Origin of the sequence: Rhodococcus sp. NPDC079359 (assembly GCF_040702585.1) — a bacterium.
In the GTDB taxonomy this organism is placed as follows: Bacteria; Actinomycetota; Actinomycetes; order Mycobacteriales; family Mycobacteriaceae; genus Rhodococcoides.
This window is the reverse complement of the sequence record NZ_JBFBLH010000006.1, coordinates 17999-34475: the sequence shown is the minus strand read 5'-3', so window position 1 is coordinate 34475 and position 16477 is coordinate 17999. Positions and strand designations below refer to the sequence as shown.

The window sequence follows — 16477 nt, the reverse complement described above, 5'->3', positions numbered from 1 at the left end:
ACTACGAGGTCGCAGCCTGTGCCGCGGCCCGCCACCGTGAGCGAAGGGGATCGTACGACGTGGAGATTTCAGGAACAGCAGCACTTGTCACCGGCGGGGCATCGGGCCTCGGAGCCGCAACGGCCGCACGTCTGGCCGCCGCGGGCGTCACCGTCTTCGGGCTCGATCTGCCGCAGTCCATCGAGCGGGCCGGAGACAGCGTCCCGGCCGGGGTGACTCTCATTCCGGCAGACGTCACCAGCGAGGCCGAGGTCGAGGCGGCACTGGACACCATCGTCGAATCCGGTGTGCCGCTGCGCATCGTCGTCAACTGCGCGGGCGTGGGCTGGGCGGGCCGCATTCTGTCCAAGAAGGGGCCGCACGATCTCGAGCTGTTCCGTACCGTCATCACCATCAACCTGCTCGGCACGTTCAACGTGATGCGCCTGGCCGCGAACCGGATGCAGTCGCAGTCGACCGTCGACGATGCGGGCCAGCGCGGCGTCGTCATCAACACCGCCTCGGTCGCGGCGTTCGAGGGCCAGATCGGTCAGATCGCCTACACCGCTTCCAAGGGCGGAGTACACGCGATGACCATCACGGCCGCTCGCGACCTGGCGCAGGTCGGCATCCGCGTCAACACCATCGCCCCCGGCATCGTCGACACCCCGATGCTGGCAGGCGTCACCGAGGAATACCGTCAGGGCCTCGAGGCGTCGGTGCCGTTCCCCTCACGTCTGGCTCAGCCCAGCGAGTACGCGCAGCTGGTCCAGATGATCGCCGAGCACGACTACCTCAACGGTGAGACCATCCGCATGGACGGCGCGATCCGCATGGCACCGCGCTAATCACTGACCACTGGCGCGTGGCCCCGCCGATCGAGGCGGGGTCACGCGCGAGCGCGCAGATCCGCTATCGTCGGGATTTCCTTCTCGGCGCGGTCGGACATCCACTCGCGCAACACTTTTGTCGCGAGCACGTCGTCCTCGTTGTAGACGAGCAGTCGCTCGCGCTGCGTGTGGTCGGGCTCGGCGTCGTATCCGACGGCTTCCCGGTACCACCCCATCGACGCCTCGCCGCCGGCTTCGTCGTCGCGCCAAGCGAATCCTGCGACCGGCGCAATCTTCTTCAGTCCCTTGCCGTTCGGGCAGATGAACTGATCACTCACGGCCTGGTAGATGTCCACCCACTGCTCGCTGTCGATGAACTCGCGAATCTGCGCCTCGGTGGGAACCCCGGGAACGTCCGCGAAACGGCGAGCCGAGTCGAGCAGCCACTTGTCTTCCGCCTGCCGCGAATAGCAGTACGCAGCAAAGGTTTTGCCGCGCGCGGCGGCGTCGGCCCTGGTATCCATCAACCAGTTCCAGAACACCGCGAAAGAGCGTCCCTCGTCGACGGTCGGCAGCGGATCCCAGGTGACGAAACCCCGATACGACGGCGGCGGCCCGCCTGCCTCGGTGAGCAGCGTGCCCCACAGATACGCACCGTGCTCTTGGTAGCTCTCCATGTCCACGTCCACCTCGACGTCGGCGCGATGCACCGAGACGGTCTCCGAGCGCCGGAGCAGCGGCACGTCCGCTCGCCAGGCCAGCGCGGCGGACACGGCGTCGTCGAAGTTGCCGAACGGCCACTCCTCGGGAGCCGGGCCGGTCCACTGCGCCAACTCGTCGATGGTGCGCACGCCCGCGCTGCGCAACACCTCGGCGCGGGACCCGGAGGCGACAAGCGAGACGTCCCGAACGGCTTCGAGTTGCGGCTTGCAGTCGAACCACCATGCACACGAACGACATTCGCTCACCTGGGAGGGCACGGTGAACGCGACGCCCTGCGCGACCGCGAGCCGGTCCGCGAAACGGGTGTCGTACTCGTCGAGGGCCGTCGTGAGATCGTGCACCAGCATGCATTCACCCTTGTAGCCCACTGCGCCGCCGACGGGTGTGGCCGTGGCCAGGCCCTCGTGCGCGAGCATCCGATACAGGTGCGCGAGCCGGAGTTGATCGCGCAGCTGACTGCGCACCTTTCGGGTCTCGTCGATCGCCGGAGACCACTGATCGAGCGGGGTGGTGCGCGCGCCGCGGCCGGGGTCGGTGACCTTGTGGTTGACCACGATCACCGGGATGTATCCGCCCGCCGCGTCACGGACGAGCAATTCGCTGCGCCCGCGTCGACCGGTATCGCGTTCGAGGGGCAGTACCGCGTTCCAGATGCGTTCCACGCCGGCCCGGCAGGCGGCGACGGTCGCGTCGGCAGCCTCTCGGGCGGTGGGTTCGTCGATCTCGATCCACCGCATCGAATCGCCGACCGCCAACTGCGCACGGACGTTCTCGCGGTGAGCCTGAGCTGCTTCTCGACGCTGCCGCACCCCTGGGTTCTCGGGTTCACCGCGCAGCAACGATCCGTACGCGGTGTCGAGATAGAGCCGATGCCTGCACCGCGTCAACGATCCGGCATCGAGCAGCACGGGCACAGGTGATGTTGCTGCCGCGCCTCGTTGACCGTTCACACTGTTAGACACTAGGTCAGCCCTCCGACAGCCTGCACAGATCAGCGCCCGATAGGGTGTAGGTAACGCACTGTCCCGCCTAGCAGCACACGTCAGGAGCCTTTTCGATGGGTTTGTTCCGCAAGCGTAAGGGTCGAGCCACTCGCAAGGCAGAGGCCAAGGCGCTCAAGCACAAGGCAACACTCGAAGCGAAGCTGGGCGCGAAGAACGAGCGCAAGCAGTTGAAGTCGATCGCCAAGGCGCAGCGCAAGCTCAGCGCGGTGGAGGCGAAGTCGCAGAAGAACGTCGAGAAGGCCCAGGTCTCCGCTCTCAAGGCGCAGCAGAAGGCCGCGGTACAGGGAACGCTCAGCGTGGCTCAGATCCGCAAGTACCTCGGCATCGCTCGACTGCTGATTCCGGTGCTGGCTCCCATCCTCTACCGCGGTGCGACCGTCGTTCGCGCGCAGCTGGACAGCCGCAAGGCACAGCAGCTCGGTGTCGCTCCCGACCAGCTCAGCGAATACACCGGCCACGGCGGCAAGCTCAGTGCCCGCATCGCCGGTGCCGAGAAGTCGCTCGACACCATCGGTGCGCGCCACTCCGATCCCGAGACCAAGAGCTTCGGTGCCGCGATCAGCGAGCGTCTGGACGATCTGACCACCGCCGTCCGCGCATCCGAGCAGATGCCGCCCGCTCGCCGCAAGACCGCGCACGCCGCGATCTCCGCTGAGCTCGACGGCATCGAGGCCGATCTGCTCGCCCGCCTCGGCGTGCGCTGAACCCTGCACAACCGATGACCGACAGCTCAGCCGCCCCGCTTCGCGGCGGAGCTGTCGGTATCGTCACCGCGACGCTCGCGGTGGCCGCTCACGGCATGGCAGGCGGCGGTTGGCCCGACGGTTCCGCACTGGCTCTGCTTGTCGTCGTCAGCATCGGGGTGGGTGCCATGACGGCCCTGCCCAGACGGTCGACCGCCCTGCTGCTTCCCGCTCTGCTGGGCGGCCAACTCGTCGCCCACATCGCGCTGAGCCTCGGCGGTACGGCCGACATGCACAACCACTCTCTACTTCCCAGCACAGCGATGATCGCCTTTCACGCGGCCGCCTCGGTCGTCACCGGCCTGATGATCGCCGCGGCCGAGCGCCTCTACGGCCCGATCACGTCCATCGTCCGAGCGATTCTTGCGCTCCTCACTCCCCTGCCCGACGGTTCCGCCGTCGGTCGCGTGTCCACGTCCGTTGCGGTTCCGTCGGTGGACGGCGCCGCTCTCGACTGGGTCATCTCTCGTCGCGGGCCCCCGATGTCGTCTTGCTCGTTCCGCGGGCTCCACTCGCGGTCGGCGTTCTGACCGACATCCCTTTCCGCATCTCTGCACAGAAATGACCCAACCCATGAAGAGCTCTCTTTCCCGTGCCCTGTTCGTCTCGGGAGCCACCGTCGGCGCACTGCTGATCGGCGCAGGCGCAGCGTCCGCGCACGTCGTCGTCTCCGCTCCCGACGCCGCGCAAGGCGGCTACTCGGTGCTGACGTTCCGCGTTCCCACCGAGTCCGATACCGCCTCGACCAGTTCGGTCAAGGTGACCCTCCCCGGCCTCAATTCCGCTCGCACACAGCCCGTTCCGGGCTGGACGTCCACCGTCGAGAAGGACTCCGCCGATCTCGCGGTGTCGGTGACGTGGACCGCGAACCCCGGTTCCGAGGTCGGGCCGGGCCAGTTCCAGCAGTTCCTGCTCTCGGCGGGCCCGCTGCCCGAGCAGGAGACCGTCTCGTTCCCGGCCACCCAGACCTACACCGACGGTGAGGTCGTCGAATGGAACGAGCCGATGACCGAGGACGGTAGCGAGCCCGAATTGCCCGCTCCCACCCTGACTCTCGCCGCGGCCGGCAGTGGGGATGCGCACGGCAGCGTGCACACCGAGACCACCGCCGCCTCCGAGGCGTCGACGTCTTCGGAGGACAACACCGCCCGCTGGCTCGCCGGCGTCGGGCTCGTGCTCGGTGCCGTCGGCGCAGGTCTTGGCATCGGTGCAACGATCAGGGCGCGGCGCTCATGAGATCGCTGGTCTTGTCAACGAAGGCGCTGGTCGTCTCGGTCGCAGCACTGCTGATGCTGTTGATCGCGGCACCGATCGCCTCGGCGCACTCGCAGGTCACCGGCTACAGCCCGGCCGACGGTTCCTCCCTGGACTCGTCTCCGGCGACGGCGTCCGTGTCGTTCAACGAGGTGCCGCAGTCGCAGTTCGCCACGCTCAACGTCGTCGGGCCCGACGGCAACATCTGGTCGAAGGGTGATGCACGCATCGAGGGCCAGAGCGTCGTCGTCGACGTCGGTGAACTGGGGCCGGTCGGCGAGTACACCCTCGCGTATCGCATCACCTCGGCCGATGGCCATCCGGTCAGCGGCACAGCGTCGTTCACGCTGACGCAGGAGGGGTCAGGGACACCAGGGGCACCCGCCGACGCGTCGGGAAGCGCAGAGGAGTCCGAGGGCTCGTTCCTTGGCGGCTACGGTCGCATCGCGCTGATCGCCGTGGCGGTTCTGGCCTTCGCCGGGGCATTGGGGTTCGCACTCCGTAAGCCCAAGACCCGGAAGTAGCACCGACGTGGCTGCGGTGGGCGAGAGAAGCGTTCGGCTGGTACTCGCCGCCGCAGCTGCGGCGCTGGTGGGGGTCGCGGCAGCGTTCGCGCTGGCATTCCCCACCTTTCCCGGTGGATCCTCGTGGCTACGGGTGATCGCGGTGGCGTCGGGTTCGGTGGTGTTGGGGTTCGGGGTTCTCGCTGTCCTGGACGCCAGTTCCGATTCCCGACGCCCCGCCGTGGACCCGCCGGTGATGTGGCGCGCGATCGGTTACCTGTCGGGGCTGTGGGCGGTGGCCGAGTTCGTTCTGTTGGCCGCCGCGGCAGCCGATTCTGCCGGTCGCACGCCATTGACGTTGTCGCCGAGCGCTTTCGCCACGTTCGCCACCTCGATCTCGGTGGGCCGTCTGGGTTCTGCGACGGTGATCCTGACGCTCGCCCTGTGCGCCATCGGGGTGGCCGGGTATCGGCTGAGGGCAAGCTGGTCACCGATTCCGGTGGTCGTGCTGGCATCCCTTGCGCTGGTCGCTCGGCCGATCACCGGGCACATGTCTCAGTTCACGTTCGGGTCTTTTGCCGTCGCCGTGCATGTGGTGTGCGCGTCCGTGTGGCTCGGCGTCCTGGGTGCGATGGCGCTGAGCCTACGGAGCAAATCCGCGTGGGCGACGCTGTTGCCGGTCTATTCGCGAGTCGCGTTCTGGTGCGTCGTCGGGGTTGCCACCACCGGGGTGCTCGACGCGGTCCTGAAGCTGGACAGCCTTTCTGCCGTGGTCGAGACCGGTTACGGCCGAATCGTTCTCGCGAAGCTTCTCGTCACGGTGATCCTGATCGCCTCCGCTCACCGAATCCGTGGGACGTGGTTACCCACCGTCGCCGCGCACCGATCCACCGTCGAGCACTCGGTGGGCCGAGCCGCAGCGCACATCTGCCTGCTGGCGGTGGCGTTCGGCTTGGCTGCGGCGCTGGCGACCACTGCATGACCAAGCTTGTCGGCGCTCTGTACTAGCCTGGGTGCATGCCGAAGTTGACTGTGGTGCCGGGTGGTTCTTCGGCACCTGCGCTCGGTCGGATCCACACTGTCGCGGAGTTCTTCGCCGGTATCGGCCTGGTGCGAATGGGCTTGGAGCAGGCCGGTTTCGAGGTCTCGTGGGCCAACGACATCGAGCGCGACAAGCATCACATGTACCGCCAGCACTTCGGTGACGATGCCGGCCATTTTCAGCTCGGCGATGTCGCACGCACTCGAGGAGACGATCTGCCCGAGGGTCTGTCGTTGGCGTGGGCATCGTTTCCGTGCACCGATCTGTCGTTGGCCGGCGGCCGGGCCGGGCTCGCGGGCAAGAACTCCTCGACCTTTCGGCATTTCACGCGGGTACTGAGCGAGCTCGGTGATGCTCGGCCCGAGGTGGTGACGCTCGAGAACGTCGTCGGGCTGGCGACCAGCCACGGTGGAGACGATCTGGCCGCAGCGGTCCGGGAGCTCAACGAACTCGGCTACTCCGTGGATGTCCTCACCATCGATGCTCGACGCTTCGTTCCGCAGTCGCGTCCGCGCCTCTTCCTGGTCGGTGCACAGAATCCCCCCGAGGACGCGCGCGATCCCAACAGTGAGCTTCGGCCGGATTGGCTGCAGGCGGTGTACGGCGATTCGACCTTGCTGACCCATCGGGCACCCTTGCCGAGTCCTCCGATTCCGTTGACCAGCGGTCTCGGTGATCTGGTCGAGCGCATGGACTACCGCGACGAGCGGTGGTGGGATGCAGACCGTACCGCCGCATTCGTGCAGTCCTTGTCGCCGATTCAGTTGCAGCGCATCGAGATTCTGAAGAAGGCCCGCAAGGTCAGCTACCGCACCGCCTACCGACGCACCCGTAACGGCGTCGCCGTCTGGGAAGCTCGCCCCGACGACATCTCCGGTTGCCTCCGTACCGCCCGCGGCGGTTCGTCCAAGCAAGCGGTGGTCAAGATGGGCAACGGCCGGTTGCAGGTGCGGTGGATGACGCCACTCGAATACGCCCGCCTGATGGGTGCCGGCGAGTACTCACTCGACGGGCTGCGAAACAATCAGGCGCTCTTCGGTTTCGGTGACGCCGTGTGCGTTCCCGTGGTCGCCTGGCTCGCCGAGCACTACCTGATGCCGCTGGTCAGCGGGACCTTGAGTTCGACTGCGGCACATGTCCAGTCACGGTAAGTCCTCGCTGCGGTCGTCCGCCGTCGCGCCGCGCAAGAGCACTCTGCCCGCGGACGACGTACAGTCCTTTCGCACCGCACTGCGAGAAGTGCTGAGCGAGAAGGACGATCAGGGTCGAGTGTGGTCGGCGGCCAAATGGGGCGTGTACGCGTTCTACGATTACGACGGTGAGCCGATCTACGTGGGGCAGACCAAGGAGAAGCTCAGCGTCCGGGTGCAGCGCCATCTGACCAACCAGCGAACCGACGCCGTCGCGATGCGGGTACTCGACGTCTTCGAGGTCGCGGAGATCGAGATCTGGCCGCTGTGGCAGTACGAGGATCTCAAGAAGTCCGACGGCGCAGAGCAATTCCGCGCGGCCGAGCGTGATCTGAATGCGCACGAGTACACCGCGTACCTCGAGGCCATCGACAAGTCGCGACACAAGGCGATCCTCAACGAGAAGATTCCGCCGGTCTCGGAGCCCATCGCACTCCCCGGGTCGCTGCGTCGGTCGCTCATCTCCGAGCAGACCCGCCGCGAGCGTGGGCACCCCGACATTCGCATCGCGCGCCGCGCCGAGACCATCTCACGGCTGGCTGCTGTCACTCGCGAACGCGGTGAGGTCTCCGAGGGTCTACGACGCGTCCTCGTGGTCCAGGCCGTGCGTCTGGCCTACCTGTCGGCCGAGCGCCTCGCCTTCGTCGAGGGGCATCCCATTCCCGATCCCGCCGCGATCGACGTCACCGCGCTGGTGGGTTCGGTGCTGCACGAGCGCGCCCCGGACTCGGACGACGAGCCCGAAGACATCGAAGGTGCCACCGACCCCGAAGGCGAGTTGGACCTGTTCAGCGAGTTCTGACTCGGGTCGTCGTACGCTCGCCCTGTGCCGCTCCCACCTCACGTTGCCGATCTCACCAGCATCGACCTGCTGCTGTCGGTGGCCGAGCTCGGCAGCATCGGGCGAGCGGGTCGAGCGCACGGCATGTCGCAGCCCGCGGCCAGTGCGCGCATCCGTGCGCTGGAGCGACGGGTCGGCGCTCCATTGTTGAAACGGGGCGCACGCGGAACGGTGCTGACCGAGTTCGGTGAGCTGGTCGCGAGTTGGGCCGCGCCGGTCGTGCGGTCCGCCGAGGACCTGGCGACGGCCATCGCCACGTTGCACGCCGAACGCGTCGGCCATGTGCAGATCGCCGCGAGTCAGACTGTCGCAGAATATCTTCTGCCGCGCTGGCTGGTCACGCTGCACACGCTTGTCCCGCACATCGTTCCGAGCCTCACGTCGGGCAATTCCACAGTGGTCGCCGAGAAGGTACTTGCGGGAGCCGCCGACCTCGGCTTCATCGAAAGTCCCACTGTACCTGCGGATCTGGATCATCGGACAGTTTCCACCGACGAACTGTTGCTCGTGGTGGCACCGGATCACGCCTGGACAGTCACCGCGCCGTCGGCCGCCGAGATCGTCGCCACCGCACTGGTGACGCGGGAGGCGGGGTCGGGAACGCGCTCCGCCTACGAAAGCGCTGTGGCTGCAGCGGGTCTCGGGCAGCCGATGTCGCCGCTTCTCGAGGTCTCCTCGACGACGGCGATCAAGTCCGCCGTCGGTGCGGGAATCGGCGGAGCCGTGCTGAGCTCGTTGGCCGTCGCCCCCGAATTGGCCGCGGGAAGTCTGGTCCGCGTACCGATCCCAGGATTGACTCTGCGTCGTGAGTTGCGGGCGATCTGGCCGTCCGGCCGCATCCCCACCGGCCCTGCCGCAGAATTGCTGTCCGTGGCGGCGAGGACTCAGTCATAACGTCCAGTTATGAGTAACGAACATTTCGGTACCTACCGGACGTGATCGGCTACGCGCACGCTGAAGTCATGACCGTCACCGCCCTCACCCCCGCTGTGCATCCCAGGACTTTCGAGCACATCACCCCCAATTGGTTCGCCGCGGTGATGGGTACCGGGATCGTCGCCACTGCGGCCGCAACTCTGCCCGTGCAGTTTCCTGCACTGCACGTCTTTGCCGTTGCGGTATGGGTGATCGCCGCTACGGCGCTGGTCGTGATCGGTGGTGCCTTCGCGCGGCATTGGATCGGGCACCGCGACCGGGCCGTCGAGTACGCCCGACACCCGGTGATGGTGCAGTTCTACGGCGCTCCGCCCATGGCGATGCTCACCGTCGGCGCAGGAGCGGGACTGCTCGGCGCGGACGTGCTCGGCCCCACCACAGCCATCACGCTGTTCGCCGGCCTGTGGATCGCCGGGACGATCGCCGGTCTGCTCACCAGCGTCGTCGTTCCGTATCGAATGATCACTGCGTCCGATCATCGCGACGTCGCAGCCCTGCCGGCGTGGCTGATGCCCGTCGTGCCGCCGATGGTGTCGGCGTCGACAGGGGCGTTGCTGCTTCCGCATCTGCCCGAGGGCCAGTGGCGGCTGGCGCTGCTGTGCGCCTGTTATGCGATGTTCGGGCTGTCGCTGATCGTCGGGATGATCACGCTGACTCTGATCTACGGGCGCCTGCTGCACGGCGGTCTGCCGCCCGTCGACGCGGCCCCGACCGTGTGGATCACGTTGGGGTTGATCGGCCAGTCGATCACGGCGGCCAACCTGCTGGGTGCCGACGCATCGATGGTGTTCACCGGTGCACAATCGTCGATCGCCGTCGGGCTACACGTCTTCGGAATCGGCTACGGACTGATCATGGGCGGCTTCGGAATGCTGATGTTCGCGCTCGCGACAGCTCTGACCGTGCACGCGGCACGCAGGAACCTGGGCTTCTCGCTGACGTGGTGGTCGTTCACGTTCCCCATCGGGACCTGCGTCACCGGAGCGACTGCCTTGGGTCATGCGCTGAACTTCGGTGCGGTGCAGGCTCTGGCCGTTGCCCTGTACGTCCTACTGCTCGCCGCCTGGCTCACCGTGGCCACCCGCTCCGTTCGCGGAATCCGGCGCGGAGAGTTGTTGCATCCCGATCACAGATGAGAAAGCACGTTCACGACGTTGCCGCCAGCATCGCGAAAGAAGAATCGGCGGACTCCCCATTCCTCGTTGGTGATCTCGTAGACGATCTCGAGTTCGGCGTCCATCGCTGCCCGGTACGCCGCGTCCACGTCGTCCACTTCGATCGACGCCGACGGATTGACCGGCCCGGTGGGATCGGTGGTGATCAGACTCAGCTGCGCCGCACTGTCGCCCGACGGAGCGAGCGTGGCGATCCAACCGTGATTCATCACCACCTCCATGCCGGTGACCTGGACGTACTTGTCCAGCGCCGCATCGAGATCGGTGACTGTGAGCAATGGCATCGCGCGCAGAACATCCATGCCCGGACTGTACCGCCGACAACGTCCCCGCGGGGACGTGCTCGACGAACATTTCGCACATGGGGGACGATGTTTCGATGCTGACGATCAGGGTGACTCTGGCCGACGTCGAGCCGGTGGTGTGGCGGCGGTTCACCATCGCCTCCGACGCCACACTGCCCGAGCTCCACGACGTCATTCAGGACGTCATGGGTTGGGAAGACCGGCATCTGCACATGTTCTTCGTCGGCGACGATCCTCTTCGAAGCACTCGACGCTACGAGATGAAGTCCGCGCTCGAGGAGTGGGACGACGGCACCGGGACCCCCGAGGACGGCGTTCGAGTCGACGAAGTCCTTGGTGCCGTCGGGGATCGTCTCGGGTACGAGTACGACTTCGGTGACGGATGGACACACCACCTGGCCGTGGAAGAGGTATCGCCCGTAGCCGGTACTGCCGCTTGCCTGGACGGGGACCGCGCCTGCCCACCCGAAGACTGTGGCGGCTCGTCGGGCTACGACGAACTGCTGAAGGTTCTCGCTGATACCGACCATCCTGAACACGACCACATGAAGCTCTGGGCGGGAGACTTCGACGAGCGCTTCGCGGTGGCCGACGCGAACAACAGAATCGCGTTGCGGCGCGCGGTGACGGAGTTGGCGAGCCAGGTACGGGATCGACTACCCAAACTAGGCTCGCTTCTCGAACGCGGGCCCCTCGAGTATCACCCCGATCTTCCCGATGTTCTCGCACGCGTCGATGTCGACGCGGCTCAGGTGGACCCCGCAGTGGCGGCATCGGCGATGGAGAAGCTGATGTGGATGCTGGCGCGCGTGGGCGAAGACGGAATCACACTGACCGCTGCAGGCTATGTGCCGCCCAGGGACGTTGCGGCGATGCGTACCGAGCTCGAGTGGGGTACCAGATGGTTCGGAAACTCCAACCGCGAGGTGGACCATCAACAGGTGCACTGGCTTCGGGCTGCTGTGACGCAACTCGGACTCGTTCGTGTCCTGAAGGGGCGGCTTCTTCGCACCCGTTTGGGCAACACCCTCGCCACCGACCCGGTTCGCCTGTGGTCGCACGCCGCGGCGCGGATGCCCGTTGGGCGCGAGCAGTACGAAAAGGATGCGGGCGTACTGCTCCTGGTGTCGGTTGCGGCGAGTTGCTCTGTAGACGAACGCAATTCGCTCGTCTTCCGAAGCCTCGAGGCGCTCGGATGGATGATCCCCGAGAGGGAGAGACCGTACGCCCAGTACCTCGCTCGACCGACCTTGGACTTCCTGACTCTGATCGGCGCTGTGCCGTCGACCCTGGGTCGTGAAGGGGCCGGGCCGGATTGGGGACGGCAGTTCGCGGTACACGCACTCGGCTCATGAACCAGAATGGGCTACCGGCCGCGTATCAGGTCATGAGGCGCGCCCTGTGCGCCGCAGACGATCCCGATCGAGCGCCTCGAGCAACAGGGGTGCCAGAGGGTCAGGTACGCAGAACTTGTCGTTCACCTTGACGAGCAATCCGAGGTCGAACATCGACATGAACCGGAGTGTCGTGACGGTCTGGATCAACTTGCGGTCGGACATCGTCCCCAGGACGACACCCTCCGACTCCCCGACCGGATCACCGACGAGGCTGCGCGCGAGCACGGTGGTCGCCAAAGCCGAGCCTGCCACGAGCTCGGACTGCACGGAATCATCGCCGGAGTCGTACACAGGCGTCAAGCAGGATCCGTACGCCTCGACCACGGCGGCGCGAGTTCGGTCTGCACTCGGAGACACCACCCAAGCACCGGCTTCGGGTCCGCGGGTGTAATTCTGGCCCGCGTTCTCGAGAACACCGACCCTACGGGCGGTATCCAACACCGATCGATAATTCACCATCGCCATGAAGTCCGGTTGTGTAGCGACACTGTCGAAACCAGGAATCCCAAGCGCAGCAACGATCTCGGCCGAGTCGTTCCAGTAGTCGATGCGGGCCGACGTCGCGCAGCGCTCGGTCGCAGCCCACGTTGCCAAACGCTGCAGGAGCGAGACGACTATCGGTGTACTCAGTGGGCTTGCGCGCCCCGGCGATACCGAGGAACTGGGCACCGGCGCGACTGCAGTCGAGGACCCGATCTCCCTCGAGATCTCCTCGTTCTGAGATGGCGACAATCGCTCAGCGATGACGAACCTACCGAACAGATGAACGGCGCGGCGGATCTCGTCACGCTCTCTCGGCGACTGTTCGTACTCATCGAAGTCGGGGTACTCGTGATCATCGAGACAGAACATGTCGATCGGAAAATCTGCGCCGTACACGCTCACGTTCCGCTCGCGGACCGATCGATCGATTGTCATCGCTGCCGCCAAGGCCGTCAACTGGTCTGTGGCCCAGCTGTTCTCGATCAGCCAATCGGAGAATTGGAGAAGGATGGTCGGCCAGAAAAGGGCTTCCCTTTCACGCGGAGCCTGTATGTAGGCCTTGCGACTGGTCTTTCTGCTGCGCGATCTGCGGTTGCTCATGATGTCCCCCCCGGATGTGTGTGGTCGAGAGAGTAGGCGAGGGGTACGACAACCCCGAACTCCGAGTAGCACAAGTGCTACCCTTTCGATATGGAGTCCATCGGATTGAAAGAGCTTCGGCAGCACGCGTCCGACTATGTCAAGCGCGCGGAGGCAGGCGAGTCGATGCTCATCACGGTCGCCGGACGGCCCAGCGCCTTGTTGGGGCCGGCAGAGCGAAAGCAATGGAACACGTTCGACGACGTCGCCGATGTTTTCGACTCGGAACGCGACCCGACCCTTGCCGACGATCTGATCGACATCGACGACGTGATGCAGGACCCATGGCAGCGATGAGGACGGTGCTCGACACCAGCGTCCTGATAGGAGACTCGCTCGATCGCGTCGCAGGGGAAGTCGCGATCAGCGCCATCAGCCTGGCAGAACTTCACTTCGGAGTTCTGGTTGCTTCCACATCCGAACAGCGCGCGCTGAGACTTCAGCGATTGGTTGCGGTCGAGCGCCGCTTCGAACCTCTTGCAGTGGATGCCAATGTTGCCCGAAGCTACGGTCGGCTGGCAGCAGCGGTTCGAGAAAGCGGCCGCCGCCCACAAGCGAGAGCGCTCGACTTGATGATCGCGGCGACCGCACACGCTCACGGTGCTCGACTGATGACCCGCAATGCCGAGGATCTTCGAGCCATCGAAGAACTGGTCGAGATCCACAGCCCCTGAAGCCATCGAGTCGTTCACCCCGGCGACACGTGCAGTTCCCACAACACATGTCTGCGTGTCGATTCAGGTCGGAAGCATGAGCAACTTCCGTGCTCGATGCTTCCAGGAGATGTACCAAGTGAACACTGTTCGTCGCGTTGCCACCGGTGGAATCCTCGGTCTCGCAGCCGCTCTCACCCTCGCGTCCTGCTCCGAGCCTGCGGCTCCCGAAGCCGGTGGAGACGGCGACGGGGCCGGCGGCACCCTCACTGTCTACACCTCGGAGCCGCAGGCGAAGATCGACGCTCTCAACGCCGAGTTCACCGCAGAGAACCCCGGAATCGATGTGCAGGTGTTCCGCGCGGGCACCGGAGATCTCAACGCGCGCATCGCGTCGGAGCGGCAGACCGGCTCCATCGGTGCCGACGTTCTGCTCGCTGCGGACGCCCCCACGTTCGAGAAGTACAAGGCCGACGACCTGCTGCTGCAGTACACCCCGGCCGACGTCGACGCGCTCGACCCGAACGTCGTCGATCCCGACGGCTACTACGTGGGAACCCGCATCATCCCGACGGTCATCGCGTACAACACCGGGACCGTCTCGCAGCCCCCGACGTCGTGGAAGGACCTGGCGGACCCCCAGTACAAGGGCCGGATCACGCTGCCCAATCCCGATGTGTCCGGGGCGGCAGCGTTCAACACCGCCGTCTGGTTGGGTCAGGAAGACCTCGGCCTTCCGTGGCTCACCGACCTCGTCGCCAACGAACCGGTGGTCGCCGAGAGCAACGGCCCCGTCGCTCAGGCCGTTGCGGCCGGCACCCAGCCGGTCGGGATAGTCGTCGACTACCTGGTGCGCGAGTTGGCCGAGAAAGGCTCGCCCATCGCCGCGTCGTACCCGACCGACGGCGTCCCGTACATCTCCGAACCGGCCGGAATCTTCAAGGACTCGGCCAATCAGGAGGCTGCACAGAAGTACGTGGACTTCCTGGTCAGCAAGCGCGGTCAGGAGCTCGCCGTCGAGCAGCAGTACCTGCCGGTCCGGTCCGACGTCGGCACGCCCGAGGGTGCACCCGCACTGGACGACATCGAGCTACTGAACCCGGACCTCGACACCATCACCGCGTCCCAGCCCGATGCCGTCGCCACGTTCAACCATCTTCTTGGCTGACCGCGTCACCTGGGTACGCGCCTGCCTGTGGTTGGCCGTACTGGCCCTGATCGGCGCTCCGCTGGCGGCCGTGGTCTCGATCGGATTGGGCGGCAACCACATACAGGAGCTGCTCGACGGCGGAATCGCGTCGGCCGCGACCAACAGCGTCGTGTCGGCCGGTGTGGCGGCGGCCGCGGCGGTGGTGATCGCGACCATCATGGCCCTCGTTCTCGATCGCACCGATCTGCCGGGCCGATCGGTGCTGCGCCTGATTCTGCTCAGCCCGTTGCTGATTCCGCCGTTCGTCGGCGCGATCGCCTGGACGGGCCTGCTCGGCCCGAGCGGGATGATCAACTCGTACTGGAACGACGCCTTCGGCGGCGGACCGCTGTGGAACATCTACGGCGGCGACGGAGTGATCTTCTTGCTGACGGTCCACTCGTATCCGCTTGCGTACCTGATCATTTCGGCGGCGCTCCGACGCGTACCCGGCGATCTGGAACAGGCGGCTCGAATTGCCGGGGCATCTCCCTGGCGAGCCATGCGCGATGTGACGCTGCCACTGCTGCGTCCTGCCCTCCTGGCGTCGCTGACGTTGACGGCCGTGTCCAATCTGGCCGATTTCGGCATCCCGGCGCTGGTCGGACTGCCCGAGCGCTACGTCACCCTGTCGACCATGGTGTACCGATACATCCAGTCGGGCACCGTCGATCGACCACTGGAGGTGGTCTCCACCATCGGCATCGGACTCCTCGCACTGGCCGTGGTCGCGGTCGCACTCGACCGCGTTCTGGGGCGTCGCTCCGTTCAGCTCGACGGTGCGGTCACGGCCCCGCAGCTACTTCCGTTGGGCCGCAGCCGAATTCCAGCAGGTCTCGCTGCATGGATCCTCGGCCTCGTTCTGACGGTCCTGCCGATCCTGGCGTTGGCGACGCAGGCCCTGCTTAAGGCCCCCCGGCGTGCCGCTCACCTGGGGCAACCTCACGCTGCAGAGTATCGAGAGCGCGGTCACCGCACCGGGAACCCTCGTCGGCATTCAGAATTCGGTGACGCTGGCCTTGGGAGCCGCAATCGTCTGCGGATTCCTGGGCCTGGCCATCGGGGTACTGACCACCCGCACCCGGTCTCGCGACAACGTCGGCCTGGATCTCGCGGCGATGCTGCCGCAGGCGATTCCGGGTCTGGTCATCGCAGTCGGCTGGTTGATCATCGGCCGGTACACCGGACTGTTCGACACGAAGTGGGTCATCCTGTGCGCCTACGTGATGGCGTTCCTCGCGATCGTCGTCCAGGCCGTTCGAGCACCGCTGAGTTCCACTCCGACAGCCCTCGAAGAAGTCGCCAGATCCTCCGGCGCGACACATCTTCGATCGCTGTGGGACGTGCCGTGGAAGATGGCGATCCCGGCTGCAGTCACCGGTGCGGTGCTCGTTGCTCTCACTGCGGTGCGCGAGCTGACCATGTCGGTGCTCCTCGTCGCTCCGGGCACACAGACCCTCGGCGTGGCCATCTTCAACCTGCAGCAGGCCGGCGACTACAACGCCGCCTCTGCCCTGTCCCTACTCGTCGCGCTCGTCGGATTCGCGGGCCTCGGCCTCGTGGCGTCCACTCGGGTTGGACGCTAGAAGAA

At 66.1% G+C, this 16477-nt stretch carries 17 protein-coding genes and 1 pseudogene; 15 read left to right on the top strand and 3 right to left on the bottom strand.

Annotation, left to right across the window (positions count from 1 at the left end; all coding sequences use genetic code 11):
• Positions 1-59 precede the first annotated feature (59 nt).
• Positions 60-827, top strand: a complete 768-nt coding sequence (locus AB0362_RS15670; protein ID WP_068045041.1) for an SDR family NAD(P)-dependent oxidoreductase — start codon at positions 60-62, stop codon at positions 825-827.
• Positions 828-868: 41 nt separating this feature from the next.
• On the opposite strand, the gene AB0362_RS15665 is transcribed toward AB0362_RS15670, so the two are convergent.
• Entirely contained in the window at positions 869-2437 is a 1569-nt protein-coding gene (locus AB0362_RS15665) for a TM0106 family RecB-like putative nuclease (RefSeq protein WP_366235971.1), read from the bottom strand.
• Positions 2438-2589: 152 nt separating this feature from the next.
• Between AB0362_RS15665 and AB0362_RS15660 the strand changes: the two genes are divergently transcribed.
• From AB0362_RS15660 to AB0362_RS15620, 9 genes are all read left to right on the top strand, one after another.
• A complete protein-coding gene (locus AB0362_RS15660; protein WP_037186611.1) occupies positions 2590-3240 on the top strand; it encodes a DUF6474 family protein in 651 nt (216 codons plus the stop codon).
• A gap of 14 nt (positions 3241-3254) precedes the next feature.
• Positions 3255-3809, top strand: coding sequence for a hypothetical protein (locus tag AB0362_RS15655; protein ID WP_366235847.1), 555 nt, complete (start codon positions 3255-3257; stop codon positions 3807-3809).
• Between the two features lie 43 nt (positions 3810-3852).
• Positions 3853-4515: a YcnI family protein gene (locus AB0362_RS15650; protein WP_366235846.1), complete on the top strand. Its 663-nt coding sequence runs from the start codon at positions 3853-3855 to the stop codon at positions 4513-4515.
• The gene (locus AB0362_RS15645; RefSeq protein ID WP_366235845.1) at positions 4512-5057 is read left to right on the top strand and encodes a copper resistance CopC family protein; all 546 of its coding nucleotides are present in this window, start codon (positions 4512-4514) and stop codon (positions 5055-5057) included. Before AB0362_RS15650 ends, AB0362_RS15645 begins: the two co-directional genes overlap by 4 nt.
• A 7-nt stretch (positions 5058-5064) precedes the next feature.
• Positions 5065-6018, top strand: a complete 954-nt coding sequence (locus tag AB0362_RS15640) for a CopD family protein (RefSeq protein WP_300519036.1) — start codon at positions 5065-5067, stop codon at positions 6016-6018.
• A 35-nt stretch (positions 6019-6053) separates the two neighbouring features.
• Positions 6054-7229: a DNA cytosine methyltransferase gene (locus AB0362_RS15635; RefSeq protein WP_317548854.1), complete on the top strand. Its 1176-nt coding sequence runs from the start codon at positions 6054-6056 to the stop codon at positions 7227-7229.
• Complete coding sequence (locus AB0362_RS15630; protein ID WP_366235844.1) at positions 7213-8070, top strand: GIY-YIG nuclease family protein; 858 nt, start codon at positions 7213-7215, stop codon at positions 8068-8070. Before AB0362_RS15635 ends, AB0362_RS15630 begins: the two co-directional genes overlap by 17 nt.
• Before the next feature lie 24 nt (positions 8071-8094).
• Positions 8095-9003 carry a LysR substrate-binding domain-containing protein gene (locus AB0362_RS15625; RefSeq protein WP_366235843.1) on the top strand — a complete coding sequence of 303 codons (909 nt, stop codon included), beginning with the start codon at positions 8095-8097 and terminating at the stop codon, positions 9001-9003.
• Between the two features lie 68 nt (positions 9004-9071).
• On the top strand, positions 9072-10181 hold the full coding sequence (locus AB0362_RS15620; RefSeq protein WP_366235842.1) for a TDT family transporter: 1110 nt from the start codon (positions 9072-9074) through the stop codon (positions 10179-10181).
• Here the strand turns inward: AB0362_RS15620 and AB0362_RS15615 are convergent.
• Positions 10172-10522 carry a VOC family protein gene (locus tag AB0362_RS15615; RefSeq protein WP_366235841.1) on the bottom strand — a complete coding sequence of 117 codons (351 nt, stop codon included), beginning with the start codon at positions 10520-10522 and terminating at the stop codon, positions 10172-10174. The two genes, AB0362_RS15620 and AB0362_RS15615, sit on opposite strands and share 10 nt — an antisense overlap.
• Positions 10523-10581: 59 nt before the next feature.
• Here AB0362_RS15615 and AB0362_RS15610 point away from each other — a divergent pair, with 59 nt between their 5' ends.
• Positions 10582-11880, top strand: a complete 1299-nt coding sequence (locus AB0362_RS15610) for a plasmid pRiA4b ORF-3 family protein (protein WP_366235840.1) — start codon at positions 10582-10584, stop codon at positions 11878-11880.
• A 30-nt stretch (positions 11881-11910) separates the two neighbouring features.
• On the opposite strand, the gene AB0362_RS15605 is transcribed toward AB0362_RS15610, so the two are convergent.
• Positions 11911-13005, bottom strand: coding sequence for a hypothetical protein (locus AB0362_RS15605; RefSeq protein ID WP_366235839.1), 1095 nt, complete (start codon positions 13003-13005; stop codon positions 11911-11913).
• 90 nt (positions 13006-13095) lie between these two features.
• On the opposite strand from AB0362_RS15605, the gene AB0362_RS15600 reads away from it, so the two are divergent.
• The 4 genes and pseudogenes from AB0362_RS15600 to AB0362_RS15585 all read left to right on the top strand — a co-directional run bounded on the left by AB0362_RS15600 (position 13096) and on the right by AB0362_RS15585 (position 16472).
• Positions 13096-13341 carry a type II toxin-antitoxin system prevent-host-death family antitoxin gene (locus tag AB0362_RS15600; RefSeq protein ID WP_149407682.1) on the top strand — a complete coding sequence of 82 codons (246 nt, stop codon included), beginning with the start codon at positions 13096-13098 and terminating at the stop codon, positions 13339-13341.
• Entirely contained in the window at positions 13329-13718 is a 390-nt protein-coding gene (locus AB0362_RS15595; protein WP_366235838.1) for a type II toxin-antitoxin system VapC family toxin, read from the top strand. Before AB0362_RS15600 ends, AB0362_RS15595 begins: the two co-directional genes overlap by 13 nt.
• A gap of 109 nt (positions 13719-13827) precedes the next feature.
• The gene (locus AB0362_RS15590; protein ID WP_366235970.1) at positions 13828-14865 is read left to right on the top strand and encodes an ABC transporter substrate-binding protein; all 1038 of its coding nucleotides are present in this window, start codon (positions 13828-13830) and stop codon (positions 14863-14865) included.
• Positions 14831-16472, top strand: a pseudogene (locus tag AB0362_RS15585) (iron ABC transporter permease). Before AB0362_RS15590 ends, AB0362_RS15585 begins: the two are co-directional and overlap by 35 nt.
• Positions 16473-16477 lie beyond the last annotated feature (5 nt).